Annotated in this window: 14 protein-coding genes; 10 read left to right on the top strand and 4 right to left on the bottom strand. The window is 34.8% G+C overall.

Going from position 1 to position 16,440, the window contains the following annotated elements:
• Positions 1-1,144: 1,144 nt before the first annotated feature.
• Positions 1,145-1,939, bottom strand: coding sequence for a S1/P1 nuclease (locus Q1V95_RS05605; protein ID WP_300671365.1), 795 nt, complete (start codon positions 1,937-1,939; stop codon positions 1,145-1,147).
• A gap of 172 nt (positions 1,940-2,111) precedes the next feature.
• On the opposite strand from Q1V95_RS05605, the gene Q1V95_RS05600 reads away from it, so the two are divergent.
• The 4 genes from Q1V95_RS05600 (at position 2,112) to Q1V95_RS05585 (ending at position 7,309) form a co-directional block, all read left to right on the top strand.
• Positions 2,112-3,047 (top strand): DUF3829 domain-containing protein, encoded by a 936-nt coding sequence (locus Q1V95_RS05600; protein WP_300671362.1) that lies wholly within the window; start codon positions 2,112-2,114, stop codon positions 3,045-3,047.
• A 100-nt stretch (positions 3,048-3,147) separates the two neighbouring features.
• Positions 3,148-5,973, top strand: a complete 2,826-nt coding sequence (gene uvrA, locus Q1V95_RS05595) for an excinuclease ABC subunit UvrA (RefSeq protein WP_300671360.1) — start codon at positions 3,148-3,150, stop codon at positions 5,971-5,973.
• 238 nt (positions 5,974-6,211) lie between these two features.
• A complete protein-coding gene (locus Q1V95_RS05590; RefSeq protein ID WP_300671357.1) occupies positions 6,212-6,724 on the top strand; it encodes a YetF domain-containing protein in 513 nt (170 codons plus the stop codon).
• A gap of 195 nt (positions 6,725-6,919) precedes the next feature.
• Positions 6,920-7,309, top strand: a complete 390-nt coding sequence (locus Q1V95_RS05585) for a hypothetical protein (RefSeq protein ID WP_300671355.1) — start codon at positions 6,920-6,922, stop codon at positions 7,307-7,309.
• A 31-nt stretch (positions 7,310-7,340) separates the two neighbouring features.
• Here the strand turns inward: Q1V95_RS05585 and Q1V95_RS05580 are convergent, their stop codons facing one another.
• A complete protein-coding gene (locus Q1V95_RS05580; protein ID WP_300671352.1) occupies positions 7,341-7,805 on the bottom strand; it encodes a methylglyoxal synthase in 465 nt (154 codons plus the stop codon).
• A gap of 304 nt (positions 7,806-8,109) precedes the next feature.
• On the opposite strand from Q1V95_RS05580, the gene katG reads away from it, so the two are divergent.
• From katG to Q1V95_RS05555, 5 genes are all read left to right on the top strand, one after another.
• Positions 8,110-10,359 (top strand): catalase/peroxidase HPI, encoded by a 2,250-nt coding sequence (katG, locus tag Q1V95_RS05575; protein ID WP_300671349.1) that lies wholly within the window; start codon positions 8,110-8,112, stop codon positions 10,357-10,359.
• A gap of 112 nt (positions 10,360-10,471) precedes the next feature.
• Positions 10,472-11,062, top strand: coding sequence for a Crp/Fnr family transcriptional regulator (locus Q1V95_RS05570; protein WP_300671347.1), 591 nt, complete (start codon positions 10,472-10,474; stop codon positions 11,060-11,062).
• Positions 11,063-11,319: 257 nt separating this feature from the next.
• Positions 11,320-11,706 (top strand): darcynin family protein, encoded by a 387-nt coding sequence (locus Q1V95_RS05565; protein WP_300671344.1) that lies wholly within the window; start codon positions 11,320-11,322, stop codon positions 11,704-11,706.
• Between the two features lie 5 nt (positions 11,707-11,711).
• Entirely contained in the window at positions 11,712-12,449 is a 738-nt protein-coding gene (locus Q1V95_RS05560; RefSeq protein ID WP_300671342.1) for an SDR family NAD(P)-dependent oxidoreductase, read from the top strand.
• A gap of 288 nt (positions 12,450-12,737) precedes the next feature.
• Positions 12,738-14,327 carry a helix-turn-helix domain-containing protein gene (locus tag Q1V95_RS05555; protein ID WP_300671339.1) on the top strand — a complete coding sequence of 530 codons (1,590 nt, stop codon included), beginning with the start codon at positions 12,738-12,740 and terminating at the stop codon, positions 14,325-14,327.
• A 5-nt stretch (positions 14,328-14,332) separates the two neighbouring features.
• Here Q1V95_RS05555 and Q1V95_RS05550 read toward each other — a convergent pair whose 3' ends face one another.
• A complete protein-coding gene (locus Q1V95_RS05550; RefSeq protein WP_300671337.1) occupies positions 14,333-14,986 on the bottom strand; it encodes a hypothetical protein in 654 nt (217 codons plus the stop codon).
• A 75-nt stretch (positions 14,987-15,061) separates the two neighbouring features.
• A complete protein-coding gene (locus Q1V95_RS05545) occupies positions 15,062-15,880 on the bottom strand; it encodes a hypothetical protein (RefSeq protein WP_300671334.1) in 819 nt (272 codons plus the stop codon).
• 349 nt (positions 15,881-16,229) lie between these two features.
• Here Q1V95_RS05545 and Q1V95_RS05540 point away from each other — a divergent pair, with 349 nt between their 5' ends.
• Positions 16,230-16,388 (top strand): hypothetical protein, encoded by a 159-nt coding sequence (locus tag Q1V95_RS05540; RefSeq protein ID WP_300671331.1) that lies wholly within the window; start codon positions 16,230-16,232, stop codon positions 16,386-16,388.
• The last annotated feature ends 52 nt before the right edge of the window (positions 16,389-16,440 follow it).

The raw sequence follows: 16,440 nt of genomic DNA, 5'->3' as shown, positions 1-16,440 counted from the left end.
TTATGAATTATGAATTATGAATTATGAATTATGAATTATGAATTATGAATTATGAATTATGAATTATGAATTATGAATTATGAATTATGAATTATGAATTATGAATTATGAATTATGAATTATGAATTGAATTACATAAACAACAAAAAGATATTTTTAGATTTTTACTACTATAGTTATGCTCCGACGGAGCATTCTGTTAATAGCATTTCGATGAATCATTGTGGGAGCTCCATAGGAGCGACCTGTTAGATTTTGATTTGAATTTTAAATTTCTTGCTACGTTGGAAACATCAATTACTAGATAGATTATCTTATTTATGAATGTTATTGGTTTCGCCGAATCTTCGATTTCAAAGCGAAGCGAAGAAATCTAACATTGTATCACTGATATCAAACTTTTTTGTAATGTTGAGATTCCTCGGACCTCGGAATGACATTCAGAATGTAACGTAATGGAAGGAAGGTTCTCTTCTAACTTTTGAAAATTCAGTTATCAACTTATACGACTAAAGTTATACTCCGTCGGAGTATTCTGTTAATAGTATTTTGTTGAATCATTGTGGGAGCTCCGTAGGAGCGACCTGTTAAATTTTGATTTGAATTTTAAATTTCTAACAATGCTGATGAATTAATGTCTTTTTGTAATGTTGAGATTCCTCGTGCCTCGGAATGACATTCAGAATGTAGCGTAATGGAAGGAAGATTCTCTTTCAACTTTTGAAAATTCAGTTATCAACTTATACGACTAAAATTATGCTCCTTCGGAGCATTCTGTTAATAGAAATATGGTGGATTATTGATGGAGCTCCGTAGGAGCGACCTGTTAAATTTTGATTTGAATTTTAAATTTCTAATACAATGCTGATGAATTCATACTTTTTTGTAATGTTAAGGTTCCTCATACCTCGGAAATCGAAGATTCGGTGTAGGCAATGACTGGCAAAAATTTTTCGAAAAACTACTAACTACATTACGCGCTCACTTCGCTCGCGCACCCTTTTGTACATTCAAAAACAAAAACCTTGTCAAGCATTTTACTTAACAAGGTTTTTGTTTATTTATGAATTTTAAATTAGGAGTTAGAAGTTCTACGTTTAATTTTTCACTAAAAGCTAAAAACCAAACACCAAATACTAAAAACCTATTTAAAAACATCATTCAAAACTTTAGCAAGACGAAGACCACCGTAAAGGAGTTGTCTTTCCATTGTTTCATTGAATTGATATTGATAGTCGTAACCTAACTTGCTGTCTTCAGGAGTAGCAGCATAGATTTCGTTGGCGATTTTATGAGAATCATAGAGCCAATCTTCCAAAGTTCCAGCTTGTATTGCCTTTACTTGATCTTTAGTTTTAATATCGAGAAGTTTCGCGTATTCTGAGTAGCTGTATTTTTGTGAATCTACCAATTTACCATCCCAAACCGAATGCAGGTTGGTTTTTTCACCGAAATAGGTAACATTTATTTTATTCCCACCCAAATCATCTGCACGTCCAACATGTAATGGTTGCGCCAAATCTCCAAGTAGATGAACTAAAAATATCAAAGCAATTTTTCGGTCTTTTTCAGAAGTTTTATCACTTTTAATTTGGGAAGAAAGTACGCTTATTTGGGTGTAAAGACTTGGACCAGCTTGCGCTTTTAGGTTTTCTTCAAAAGTTTTGAAATCCGTTTGTGGATCTATATTAACGTAATGCCAAGAAGAGGCTTCTTTCCAAACGCCAGTTTTATCAGATTTTATGAAGTCTGGCCAGTTTGCCCAATAGGCTAGGCGCTCTTGACCCATTATCTTTTTTATTTGTCGACGTGCACGACCATCAAGATGGTTTTCGGCAATCTCTGCAATTACACGATGACCTGTCAATCCCCAAGCATAAGAATATATAGAAGTAGAGATACTTACAAGCATCAAGACTTTTAACCAAAGTTTTTTCATTTCAGAATTTCAGATTTTATAATGCAAAGATATAACCTAGGAAATTAAATTACGATGAAAATAAGTTTAATACTTTAACAAAAAATGTTAATTCTTTGTTGGGTTTTAGGAGTTTTTCGTCTTTTTGTCCTATATTTAGACCACAAACAATGAAACACTAAAAATTCTCGTTATGAAAAAAGTTTTTTTAATAGTTGGTGCATTAGCATTAGCTGGTATGTCGACAAGTTGCAAAAAAGATGGTGCTACAGATTCGTCGAAATCTGAGGCTACTGTAAAAGGTGCCGATGATGCGAATGATATTATTGATTTTAACAACAAAATAATAGAAGAGTACAAAAAGAAATCTAAGCGTGTCGATAATATTTTGCAATATGTTGACAAAGCTCTTGCGAAATCAAAAGGGGAAAACGTTCCTTTCATTCCATCTGTTATGCCGATGATTAGCTTTGGTAAGAAAGAAGCGACTGAAGTACCAAAAGCTTTTGGTAAAGATAAAGACGCAATGGACAAGTCTTATGCTGGATTTAAATCTTCTTTCGAAACGATTGAGAAAAAATTTGATGAGTTAAAATCTTACATGTCTGCAGAAGATTATAAAGATGACAAAGGTGCAAAAGCGGATGCACTTGCTAAAGAAATTGAAGCGGCTTCTAGTACTTTCTTCTCTTCAGGTGATGCGATTATGAAAACCATGAAACCAATTGCTGACAAAGCGGAAGAAATTACGCTTAAAGATCACCCACTTAAAGATTATATCATTAGCTCAAAAACAATCTTGAACAATCTTGATGCTTCTTATGACGCAATGGACAAATCGTTTGCAGCAGGGAAGTACAACGAAGCTGAAGTGCAAAAAGCTTATGATGAATTAGAAAAATCTTTAAAAGTTAATCAAGCTAAAAAGTTTGAAGTTAAAGATACTTCTTATAGTTCAAAAGGTGGCTACTATGATAGCTTCAATAAGAATATCAGTGACTATCTTGACGACCTTAGAAAGGAAATGCGTGATTGCAAAGCAAGTGGAAAAGTTTCCGAATCTACAATGAGTAGTTTGGATAGTTCTTATGATTCTGCAATCTCAAGTTACAACAACTTTATTAACTAAGATTAGAAGTATTAAATAATCATAAAATCCCAGAAATTTCTGGGATTTTTTTGTTGGTATGATGACTAAAGATTTGATTATTTGTACCTTTGCAAAATCTATGGCAGATCAAGATTTTATAGAAGTTTATGGTGCTCGCGAGCACAATCTAAAAGATATTAATGTAAAAATTCCGCGCAACGAATTGGTGGTTATCACTGGTCTTTCGGGCAGTGGAAAATCGTCTTTGGCATTTGATACCATCTTTGCAGAAGGTCAACGTCGCTATATCGAAACATTTTCGGCTTACGCGCGACAATTTTTAGGTGGACTAGAGCGTCCCGATGTTGACAAAATCGAAGGATTATCACCAGTTATTGCGATCGAGCAAAAAACGACCAACAAAAATCCGCGTTCTACAGTTGGTACAATTACAGAGTTGTACGACTTTTTGCGTCTATTGTTTGCAAGAGTTTCGGATGCTTATTCCCAGACTTCGGGGAAGAAATTGGTGAGTTATTCAGAAGATCAGATTTTGGAAACCATTAAAGAAAACTTTAAAGGTCAAAAGATTTTATTGCTGTCGCCCGTTATCCGTTCTAGAAAAGGACACTATCACGAACTTTTTGTTCAGTTGGCAAAAAAAGGATATTCGCAAGCGAGAATTGACGGCGTACTTCAGGATATCGAGTATGACCTAAAACTCGACCGTTACAAAACCCACGATATCGAAGTGGTTATCGACCGCTGGATTATTGGCGAATCTGCTTCAGAAACCCGAATGCCAAAATCGCTAAAAACCGCCATGGAAATGGGCGATGGCATTATTGCAATCCAGAAAATGGGCGAGGACGAGGTTCATTATTTTAGTAAAAACTTAATGGATGATGCCACGGGAGATTCTTTGGCTTTGCCAGAACCCAATACCTTTTCATTTAACTCTCCTAAAGGAAGTTGCCCAACGTGTAAAGGACTCGGAACGATTAAAAAAGTTAATACCGATTATTTCGTTGACAATCCCAAATTATCCATTAACCAAGGTGCTTTGCTGCCTTTGGAACAGATCAAAAATAATAAATGGATTCTTGGTCAGATTAAGACTATTTTAGAACAATACGATTTGGCGATGTCAACACCTTTCCAAGATATTCCGAAGGAGGCTTTGGATATGATCTATTATGGTGCGCATCAAGAAATCAATAAAGAGCTAAAACACGCAGGAATTTCGAAAAAGTTAAAAATCAATTTTGATGGTTTGGTGGCTATTTTGGAAGAAATGGTGGAAGAGCGTGAGAATTATGATGCGGTTGTTTTGGAAAGAAACTTTACAACCGAAGAAACTTGTCCAAGTTGTAAAGGCGCACGTCTACAAGCATCTAGTTTGAGTTTTAAAATTGATGGCAAAAATATCGCTGAAATTAATGGACTTTCTTTAATTGATCTAAAAGATTGGTTGGCCGAGGTTAAAGATAAATTCAGTGAAAAGAATAAAATCATTGCCCACGAAATCTTAAAGGAAATCGAAACAAGACTTCAGTTTTTACTGGATGTTGGTTTGGATTATTTAAGTCTTAGCAGAAGTTCGAAAACCCTTTCTGGTGGCGAGTCTCAACGTATTCGTTTGGCGACGCAAATCGGTTCGCAGCTGGTTAATGTTCTCTATATTTTGGATGAACCAAGTATCGGACTGCACCAACGCGACAACGAAAGATTAATTAACTCGCTTAAGAATCTTCGTGACATAGGGAATTCTGTTTTGGTTGTAGAGCATGATAAAGACATGATTTTGGAAGCAGATCATGTTTTGGATATTGGTCCACGCGCGGGGAAATTCGGTGGCGAAATTCTATGGCAAGGTGATCCAAAAGATATTAAAAAAGCCAATACCATTACGGCAGACTACATCACTGGAAAACGTAAAATTGAAATTCCAGAAGTTAGAAGAGCTGGCAATGGAAAATCGATTGTGCTAAAAGGTGCCACAGGAAACAATCTTAAAAATGTAAATGTAGAGATTCCGTTAGGAAAATTGGTGGTTGTGACTGGGATTTCGGGAAGTGGAAAATCGTCGTTGATTAACGGAACTTTATATCCGATTCTTAATCGTCATTTTTATAGAAGTGTGCAAGAGCCTTTGCCTTACAAAAGCATTGATGGGATTGATAATATTGATAAAATCGTCGATGTTGATCAAAGTCCAATTGGTCGTACACCGCGCTCGAATCCTGCAACTTATACAGGAATGTTCACAGATATTAGAAATCTTTTTGCTGAGCTTCCTGAGTCGAGAATCCGTGGTTACAAAGCTGGACGTTTTTCATTCAATGTAAAAGGTGGACGTTGCGAAACTTGTCAAGGTGGTGGTCTCAAAGTTATCGAAATGAATTTCTTGCCAGATGTGTATGTTCATTGTGAAACTTGTCATGGTAAGCGATTTAACCGAGAAACTTTAGAAGTTCGATACAAAGGAAAATCAATTTCTGATGTTTTGGAAATGACCATTAACGAAGCAGTAGATTTCTTCCAGCCGATTCCTAAAATTTATAATAAGGTTAAAACTTTGAAAGACGTTGGACTTGGCTACATCACAATTGGTCAGCAATCAACAACTTTGAGTGGAGGAGAAGCGCAACGTGTGAAACTGGCAACCGAATTATCCAAAAGACAAACTGGGAATACCTTATATATTTTGGATGAACCAACAACGGGATTGCATTTTGAGGATGTTAAAATTTTGATGGATGCCATTAACCAATTGGTAGAGTTGGGGAATTCATTTATTATTATTGAGCATAATATGGATGTTATCAAATTAGCGGATCATATTATAGATGTAGGTCCAGAAGGAGGAAAACACGGTGGAACCATCGTTGCACAAGGTACTCCCGAAGAGATTATCAAATCTAAAAAATCCTTAACAGGTAAGTTTTTGAAGAAAGAATTTTAAAGAAGTTCAAATAAATATTGTTAAAATACCTTGTCTTTTGATGAGGTATTTTTTTGTTCCAATATTAAATCTCTAACTTAATGTGAATTAAAGTTTAATTTAAACTTATCACAGACTTTAAATGACGGTAACTATTTTTAAACTTTACTTAACCCGAACTTAGGTTAAAATTAGTTTAAAAAGTTAATGTCGCTCCACCTTGAGAAGCTTTTTTGACTATTTTTATAAAAATTTTTTGATGAATCCTTTTCTAGATATTTCCCTTAGGTCCCTTGCTGTCTATGTTTTTATGCTAGTTGCATTGCGATTATTTGGTAAAAACCAGTTGTCGCAGCTTAACGCAGGCGACGTCGTTTTGTTGTTGTTAATTTCCAATGCTGTTCAGAATGCGATGGTTGGCCCAGACACCAGTTTGCAAGGCGGTTTGGTTGCAGCTTCAATTTTATTTTTGGCGAATTTTATTGTTAAAAAAATAATGTTTCGCAGTCAGAAGGTCAAAAATTTGTTGGAGTCAGAACCTTATGTGCTAGTACGAGATGGAAAAGTCTTTGAGCAAACTTGTAAAAAAGTAGAAATATCTGAAGACGAACTTTTGGAAAGTGTCCATGAGCATGGCATCGAAAGCATTAAAGATGTTAAACTTGCTGTATTGGAAGTTGATGGCAATATTAGTGTTATTTCACAAGATCAAAACGGCTCAACGCATTATACAAGACACAAGAAATGGATTAAGAAAAAACGAAATCTTTAGAGTCTTTTTTTTGAACAAAAATTTAAACAAGCGATAATCTTTCGGTTTGTATTTTCATAATTTGACAGTGATTTACTTTGTTTTAAAATCAACATTTTTCATATAATATGATTCGGTTTTGTATTTTTTGGCTCCAATGTTTTTTTGTTTGGCATTCATATTGAATTATCAATATCAAATGTAAAACTGAAAGTTATGAAATGGATTAAATTTTTTAGACTAAGTATTGCCGCAGGCTTCTTGGCAATATCATGTACTACAGGTTCGGTTTATACCAACAATGACAGAGTCTATCGCGCTCCAGATGGTGGATCTTACAGAACGGGCGAAATCTACAGAGATAGAAATGGCAGTGTATACCAAAACGGAAGAATAATTGTTATTGATAGAAATTCTAATGACTATCGAAATCTTCCTCCTGGTCAAGCCAAAAAGATTTATGGTGACAAATCAGCGAAAAGATATGCGCCTGGTCAACAGAAAAAAGGCTATCGCTATGACCAAGGTGATCAAGACGAAGGCAATGGAAGACATCATAAAAATAAAAAGTATAAAAATCGAGGTGATAATGATGACCAAGATTAACAAAAAACTCGGACCAATAAGTCCGAGTTTTTTATAAACCTTTGTTGATATTTCGATTGAGGTACGTTTTGTAATCAGGAAGCGATACAACGTGATCTTCGTCCATATATTTAGAAGTGATTAAGAAATCCGCACTTGCCGAATTGCTAGCAGTTGGGATATTCCAAACAACACAAAGTCTTAGAAAAGCTTTTACATCACTATCATGAGGCTGAGATTCCATCGGATCCCAAAAGAAAATAACCATATTGATTTTTTCTTCCGCAATCATGGCTCCTAATTGTTGATCGCCACCTAAAGGACCACTTAATACACGTTCAACGTCAACATTCAGACTTTCCGAAATTAACTTTCCCGTTGTGCCAGTAGCAATTAAATTGTGTTGGATAAGGATTTTCTTATGACGTTTTACCCAATCTAGTAATTCGTCTTTTTTATGATCATGCGCTACCAAAGCAATCGTTTTCTTGGAAGGCAAATGTTTTGAGTTTTTCATATTTTTTAATCTAAATCAAAGCTACGAATTTTAGAAGGATAAGTATCTATGGGCTTTTCGGATGTACAAATGTTAATCTTATTTTAAAATTGATAATCAATAGCTTGGATATCATTTATTTCTTTTAATTTTAAATAAATCCTTTGCACATATTTTAATGAATTATAGATAAAAAATATTGAAATTAAAATTACGATTGATTTCGTTTATGATTTGATTAAATTAAATAGATTGCAAATTGGAAGATTCGTTCTTTTAAACCAATAGCTTTGTTTCAATCAAAAAATAATTAAAAGTAAAAAATATGGACACAACTTCAGGAGAAGGCAAATGCCCTTACAATCACGGTGAATCTACACCACAACCCAATCAAGAAACCAATTCTAATTCAGGAAAATGTCCCGTAATTCATGGTGGATTAACGTCCAACAACGAGTCGGTGATGGATTGGTGGCCGAATGCACTGAATCTCGATATTCTGGCGCAGCACGACCACAAAACTAATCCTTATGGAGAAGATTATAATTATGCCGAAGAATTCAAAAAATTGGATTTGGAAGCTGTAAAAAATGACATCAAACATCTTTTAACCGATAGTCAGGATTGGTGGCCTGCAGATTACGGAAATTACGCGGGAATGTTTGTGCGTACGGCTTGGCATACTGCGGGAAGCTACCGCGCAATGGACGGTCGTGGTGGTGCTAATACGGGAAATCAACGTTTTGCGCCGCTTAATTCTTGGCCAGATAACGTGAATACAGATAAAGGTCGTCGTTTGCTTTGGCCTATCAAAAAGAAATACGGAAACAAACTTTCTTGGGCAGATTTAATTATCCTTGCAGGAACAGTGGCTTACGAAGCTGTAGGTTTGAAAACTTTCGGTTTTGGTGGCGGACGTTTGGACATTTGGGCTCCCGAAAAAGATGTTTATTGGGGTTCTGAAAAAAAATGGTTAGACACAACAGAGCATCGTTATGGCGACGATGAAAACCGCGATACTTTGGAAAATCCTTTGGCAGCGGTACAAATGGGATTAATATACGTAAATCCTGAAGGTGTTGACGGACATCCAGACCCAATTAAAACTGGTCATGATATTCGTGTGACGTTCAAAAGAATGGGTATGAATGATGAGGAAACGGTTGCCTTAACGGTTGGTGGACACACAATTGGAAAAGCGCATGGAAACGGCGATGCATCAAAATTAGGTCCAAATCCAGAGGCTGCCGATGTTAACGAGCAAGGTTTGGGTTGGCACAATCCAGAAGGAACTGGAAACATGGATAATACTGTTGTTTCGGGGATTGAAGGAGCTTGGACAACCAATCCAACACGTTGGGATAACGAATTTTTGACTTTACTTTTCAAATACGATTGGAAATTAACGAAATCGCCAGCTGGTGCTAATCAGTATGAGCCAGTTGATATTGCAGACGAAGATAAACCGGTGGACGCTTTCAACCCGAATGTAAAACGCAATCCAATGATGACGGATGCCGATATGGCGATGAAATTTGACCCTATTTACAGAGAAATCTCATTAGACTTTTTACACAATCCAGATAAATTAGCGGACGTTTTTGCAAGAGCTTGGTTCAAGTTGACTCACCGTGATATGGGACCGAAAAGCCGTTATTTAGGGGCTGATGTTCCTGCAGAGGAACTAATTTGGCAAGATAATGTTCCAAAAGCTGATTATACATTAAGCGATTCCGAAATTGCTGATTTAAAACAAACTTTGTTGAATTCTGGACTTTCAAGAGCGGAATTAATCAACACGGCTTGGGATTCTGCAAGAACTTGGAGAGGTTCGGATTATCGTGGTGGTGCGAATGGTGCGAGAATTAGATTGGAACCTCAGAGAAATTGGGTTGCCAACGAACCTGAAAGATTAAACAAGGTTTTAGCAAAATTAGAAGAAATTCAAGCTGAATTGGCGAAGAAAGTTTCCATTGCTGATTTGATTGTCTTGGGTGGAACTGCTGCTGTTGAAAAAGCTGCACAAGAAGCGGGTGTAAATATTACAATTCCGTTTGCGGCTGGACGTGGCGACGCTTCACAAGAACAAACAGACATCGAATCTTTCGAATATCTTGAACCGCTTTACGACGGTTACAGAAACTTTTTGAAAGAAAATTACGATGTTAAAGCCGAAGAATTATTATTGGACAGAACACAATTAATGGGATTAACAGCTCCAGAAATGGTCGCTTTAATCGGTGGAATGCGTGTTTTAGGAACCAATTACGCTGGAACTAAACATGGTGTTTTCACAAATAGAGAAGGCGTTTTAAGCAATGATTTCTTCGTGAATTTAACGGATATGAACAACAAATGGATTCCAACAGGAGACAATTTATACAATATTGTTGACCGCAAATCGGGTTCTACAAAATGGACTGCGACGAGAGTAGATTTGGTTTTCGGGTCTAATTCTATTTTGAGATCGTATTCTGAAATTTATGCACAAGACGACAATAAAGAGAAATTTGTAAAAGATTTCGCTGCCGCTTGGGTTAAAATGATGAATGCGGATCGATATGATTTGAAGTAAAAATTTAAAAATGATAAACTAAACCTGTTAGGTTTTAAAAACCTAACAGGTTTTTTTTATTGAATTACATTCTAAATTTCAATAGTTTTGAATCTTGAAATTTCAAAACACAATGATTCCAAAACTCCGAGCCTTTATCGACAAAATACTACCTATTTCTGATGTTAGCTATCACGAAATCGAAAAATTATTCGTCGAAAAAGATTTAAAGAAAGGCGAGCTGTTTTGTAAAGATGGCGAAATTTCTAAAGAAATTGGATTCTTGGAGTCGGGCATTGTGAGGGCTTTTTACAGAACAAGCAATGGAACCGAATACAACAAACACTTTTTTGTGAATCCTTGTTTCGTTGGTGGTTATGCGTCGCTAATCACAGGAAAACCAAACCAAATTATCCAAGAAGCCTTGACAACAAGTCGGGTTTGGGTAGCAGATTTTAAAGCTTTTCAAAAGCTTTTTGCGGAACATCGAGACATCGAAAGTTTAGCAAGAAAATTGGCGGAACAGTTTTTTGTTCAGAAAGAACAACGCGAAATTGACATTGTACTTTTGGATGCAGACAAACGTTATTTGATGTTTCAGAAAGAATTTCCAGATTTGGAAAACCAAATTCCACAGTACCATATTGCTTCCTATCTGGGCGTAACGCCAACACAACTCAGCAGAATTCGCAAGAAATTGTTTAATAACCTAAGTTCGGGATAAGAAAATTAACGTCAGTTTGAGTGGTTTTCGAAGAAAACTGTATCGAAAACAAGTTAATTTTCTTATCATAAAAACTTCTCGATACAAAATCTTTCAGATTTTTACTCGAAGTGGCGCCTCGTTTTAACAAAAGTGCTTTATCCCGAACTGACGTTAAATATTTGATTTCTCAACCTATGTAAATGGATTTGATTTTAAAGCTTGTCATTTTTGTATCACAATAAATTCAATTTTTAATCTTAATCTTATTTCCATTGATGATGAGTGCACAAAAATCGATCCCAGCAAGTAACAAACCGCCTTACACTATTTTAGTTTTAATGAACACTACACCTGATTGGCTAAGCCTTTCTCGTGATGAGAGAAGCCAGTTTTTTACAAAGACCATTCAACCAATTTTTATCGAAAAAAGCAAAAGTGTAAGCGTAAAATTGTACGACAGCGAGTATTTTCATGCTCAAATCTCCGATTTTATGATTTTGGAAACCCAAGATTTGGACGAATATAAATTTATCATTGAAAAACTTCGCGACACCAAAGTCTATGGAGTTCCCTATTTTCAAATAAAGGATATTATCATTGGACAGCAAGACCTTTTTGAAAGTTTTAATGAAGAGTTTAAAACGAAAAAAGTTTCAAAATAAATCCCATGAAAATCAATAATAACGTAATTCTGATAACCGGCGGAAGTTCGGGAATTGGCTTGGCTTTAGCGAAACGTTTCCTATCGGAAGGAAATCAAGTGATTATCACGGGTAGGAATAAAGAAAAACTAAATACGCTAAAATCTTCGAATCAAAATTTGGAGATTTTCTGTGGCGATTTATCCGATGAAAAAGTGATTGATAATTTATACCAATTTGTTTTCCAGAAGTATCCGACTTTAAATATTTTGATAAACAATGCAGCGATTCAACTGAATTATAGTTTTGCAAACGAGGCACAAGTTGAAGATAAAATAAAGTATGAAATCGCAACTAATCTCACAGTTCCGATTTTATTAGCAACTAAATTGCTACCGATTTTAATGAAAAATCTCGACTCGGCTATTGTAAATGTAAGTAGCGGCTTATTCCTTGCTCCTAAAGAATCCGCCTCTGTCTATTGTGCAACCAAAGCAGGAATGCACATTTACAGCAAAAGCTTGCGCTATCAATTGGAATCTTTAGGCATAAAAGTTTTCGAAATTATCCCTGCTTTAATCGAGACACCAATGACGGAAGGTCGCGGAAAAAACAAAATGTCGCCCGAAGATTTAGTGGAAGAATTCATAAAAAAATTCAAGAAAAACCACTACGAAATCTATATTGGAAAGACGAAATTACTGAAATTCCTAAGTCGATTTTTTCCAAGAATTGCGGATAGGATAATGAGGAATGGGTTGTAAAAAATAAAACTAATTAGTCTTTATAAAATTTGAAATCTTCTGTTTTTAGAAGGTTTTTTCTTGTTTATTAAAATAAATTGGAAGACTCCAGAACGTATTTTTTTGAGCTTTATTCATTATTTTTCAGATAAATAGAAATATTATTATATTTACAAATATTTGAAAAGTTCTTTCTGTTGCTACTTATGTAGGGATTGAGACTGGATTTTTACTTCTATTTTTTATAATGTACTTTTATTAGTAAAAGACGTTTTTGTTTACGAATAAAATAATTTTAATATTTGCTTTATGAGGCGTTCGTTTTTGGTCATATTATTTTCCTTCATTTTTGTGATGCCTTTTTCTGCGCAAAAGAAATTTGACAAAAAGCAAATTGATTCCATTTATCAGAAATATACCAACCTTCCGGAGCTTATTAAAAACAAAAAGCAAAGCATCGTCGAGATTAATGCCATTCTACCAAGGATTTCGGATGATACGCTAAAAGTCCGATTACTAACCAGTAAAACAATTTTGTATGGTACAGGTATTAAGGACCAACCAGAAGTTCTTAGAAGTCATCTTCAAGCCAAAAAAATTATCGAAAATTTTGATGGCAAACGCGAAAAAGTGATGATACATTTGGCTTTGGCAGAGACTTACAAGAATCTGAAAATGTATCAGCTGGCAATGGAGAATCTTAAGATCGTTGATAACTATATGTCAGACGAGGAGATGACGCCAGAGAAGCTTTCGTTAATCTACATGGGACATTATATTGAATTGGATGTTTTATTTAATACCAAAAAATATTCGGAGTGCATCAAAAAAGCTGATTATATACTGAAAACCGCTAACAAACTGACTATTCAAAATCATGCTGCGTTCGCCAAAATGATTGCTAATCAATACATTGGTCGATCATATTTGGAAATGAAAGATTATCCAAAAGCTAAAGAATATCTTGAAAATTCAATTGCTTTAGATCACGAGTCTTTGCCAGATTTTAGGATGCGAAATAATACATCCTATGCGCAACTGTTGTATGAAACCAATCATCCACAAGAAGCGTTAAAAGTTTTGCAAGATTTTCCGTTGGGTGATAATATGGATTATACAGAGGAGTCAATTGCTCGATTTTCGATTTTGTCAAAGGTTTACGCCAAAATTGGAAATACAAAAGAGTTTGACCTTTATGTTAAAAAGAAAGATAGTCTCGATCGTGCATACAAAGAGCAAGAAATGGTTGCAGTAGAGGAGGCGCAAAAATATATTGAAGAAGAAAAGGATCGTACCATTACTTCCAAAAATGATATTATTTATTTTCTTTTAATTCCATTATTGTTAATTGCTGTTGGAGTTGTCTTTTATATTAGACATCGTAAATCAAAAGAAAAACTGCGTTATGAACAGATTATTAATCACCTGAAGCAAGAGACATATTTAAAAGTTAATGAAGATGTCAATTCTGAAGTTGTCGACGAGCGACGAGTAGAAGATACCGAAAAACAGAGTTCTTCAACAACGACACTTAGTGATGACAAAGAGCAAGAATTATTAAAAGGCCTTGCTAAATTCGAAGAAAAAGAAAAGTTCCGTGATGTTGATTTATCGCTTTCGTCTTTGGCAAGCGCCTTGAAAACTAACAGAACTTATCTTTCGGAAGTCATTAAGAAATTTAAAGGTAAAAATTACAACACTTATATCAACGAACTTCGAATTCATTACATCGTTCGACGGTTGTACAACGATCCCGAATATCTTAATTATAAAATTAGTTACTTAGCTGAGGATTGTGGTTTTGTCTCACATTCGTCATTTGCAACTATTTTTAAGGCTGTCTTGGGGATTTCTCCCTCATCGTTTATTCAAAAGTTGAAGGAGGATCAAAATAGTTAAGTTACTTAATCTGGAAGCTCTTGATATTTAATTTGAGGAATTACCAATTTTAATTTTTCGACAGAAATATTGGTTCCATAAATATCCACAAAATAACGCTCCTTTAATTGTAATTTGATATTGGATTGGAGTTGACCATTTTCTTTAACCTCTTTTGTTGTGAGAATATGACCTTTATAAACTTGTGATTTTTTGAAACCATTTTCCAAAACTTTGTTGACATATTCGGTTTCCATAATCATCGAAGTTTTCATGGTCAAACTCGAAAATTTTTCTGAGCAATCAATAATACCAAGTCTAACCAATGCCTCGTCAGCGTGGTAGGATGCAGTAAGAGCTGTGGTTTTAAAGTCAGGATTTTCTTTAATATCGTTACTGCTTGGTACATCGAGTGTATCTCTTTTGACTCCAAATAATGTCGTCGGGAAAGCTTTTGCAAGAATACTATCAGGAATTAATTTTGTATGCAGTCTTTGTTGGTATTTATCCTCGATTTGCTGACTTGTAAAACGCGTTGACATTGCGGTTTTCAAACTGTCTTCTTGAGGCGTCAACTTTTCCACATTGGTTCCCTTTTCGCATGAAATTAACGAAGAAAATGCCAAGATGTAAAACCAATGATATTTTTTATGCAGATTAAAAGTATAATTCTTTTCCAAAATGAGTGTGTTTATAGTTACTATTTATTCAAAGAAAAGAAATTTTTTTGAAATAAATTTTTGAAAAACTCTTTTCTATTGTGTGTATTTGTTTAAAATGTATTCAGTAACGGGTTTTAGAGTTTTTCCATTTTCTGGATTCTTGCCTTGTGTGGTGAAAAAAGTGACTTCATTGTTGTATTTAGAATACCAAACTTTTCCGACAGAATGCAAAGTAAGGGTATCCGGATTGGTAATGCGTTTAAAATGTTCCAGTTTTTCTTGATTTAATGGTATTAAATTTACTTTGTCATTAATTTTATCACAATCTTCTTGTAAATATTCGTCACCATTCCAGTACATACATCCAGAGACTGTCGCACTTATTAGATTTTGGATTGTTGAAGTGTTTTGTTTGGGTTTGAAAAATTGATAACCTCCAAACGCCGAACCTAAAATAAACAAAACACCGAAAATTCCCATGCTGCTGTGTTTTGTCATAAATTCGGGAATTCCAAAGAAAGGTTTATTGATGACATTAATCGTGATGTTGGATTTAGTTTCCGATATCTGATGCGTTTCACAATAATCCTCATTCACTTTTATTTCGACCTTTGTTGAGGGATTATCTTCGATTTCATTTTTGCTGCAAAAATCTTTAAAATCCATACTGCCTACATATTTACTTAAGTCGTTTAAAGTATTCGTAGGAATGTTGTAATCTTTATTATCATCAATAAAATGCTGTTTGTAGGTTTTTAGGCTTTTGGAAGTCAAACTAATTTTGTAATCCTCACGGAGACTTATTTCCAAATCGTTAAAAATCCCATTTAGAGAAATTTCATGCGTATTTTGTTTGGCTTTTTGATAGACTTTTTCAATCAAAAGCTTTTTATAGGGAAAGTAAGTTGACATTTCGGAATATTATGTTGCCAAGATAGAAATTTTTTGGAAAGTTTCTTTGTGGTTTTCCGTAAATAAGGTGTTTGAAGTTTCCAAAAACTTTCCAATATCTTTCTAACACGTGCCTGCACATTCTCCTTTACTTTGCCATAGAAATCAGTAATAAACAAGACAGATTTCTAAAAAAAAGCCTGATAAAGCGGAGGGACATCTCTGACTTGGGAAGCAGATTTTTCTGTTCCGTTTTTGAAGGCTACTTCCCAAAAATTTAAGAAGCGCTTCTTTTTTTGTCCGTGTCACTACTCAAAATCTGTTTTTTGAGCACACTCTGGAATTATCTGAACTTAAATTTTTAATCAAAATGTTAAACTTAATTTTATTATTGTTAGGATTCGTTTTTCCTAACTCAAACGCTAATGCACAAAATACAAACTCTAACAATGCATCTGCGAGCACTGAGCAAGTTAATTCTATCGATACTGATACAAGTGGCGAAACAGGAACAATTCCTAAAAAATAAATTCTTGGAAAGAGGCTGTATAGCCTCTTTTCTTTATCTTTGAACAAAATCT

Origin of the sequence: Soonwooa sp. (assembly GCF_030151385.1) — a bacterium.
GTDB lineage: Bacteria > Bacteroidota > Bacteroidia > Flavobacteriales > Weeksellaceae > Soonwooa.
This window is presented reverse-complemented; position numbering and strand designations above follow the sequence as displayed.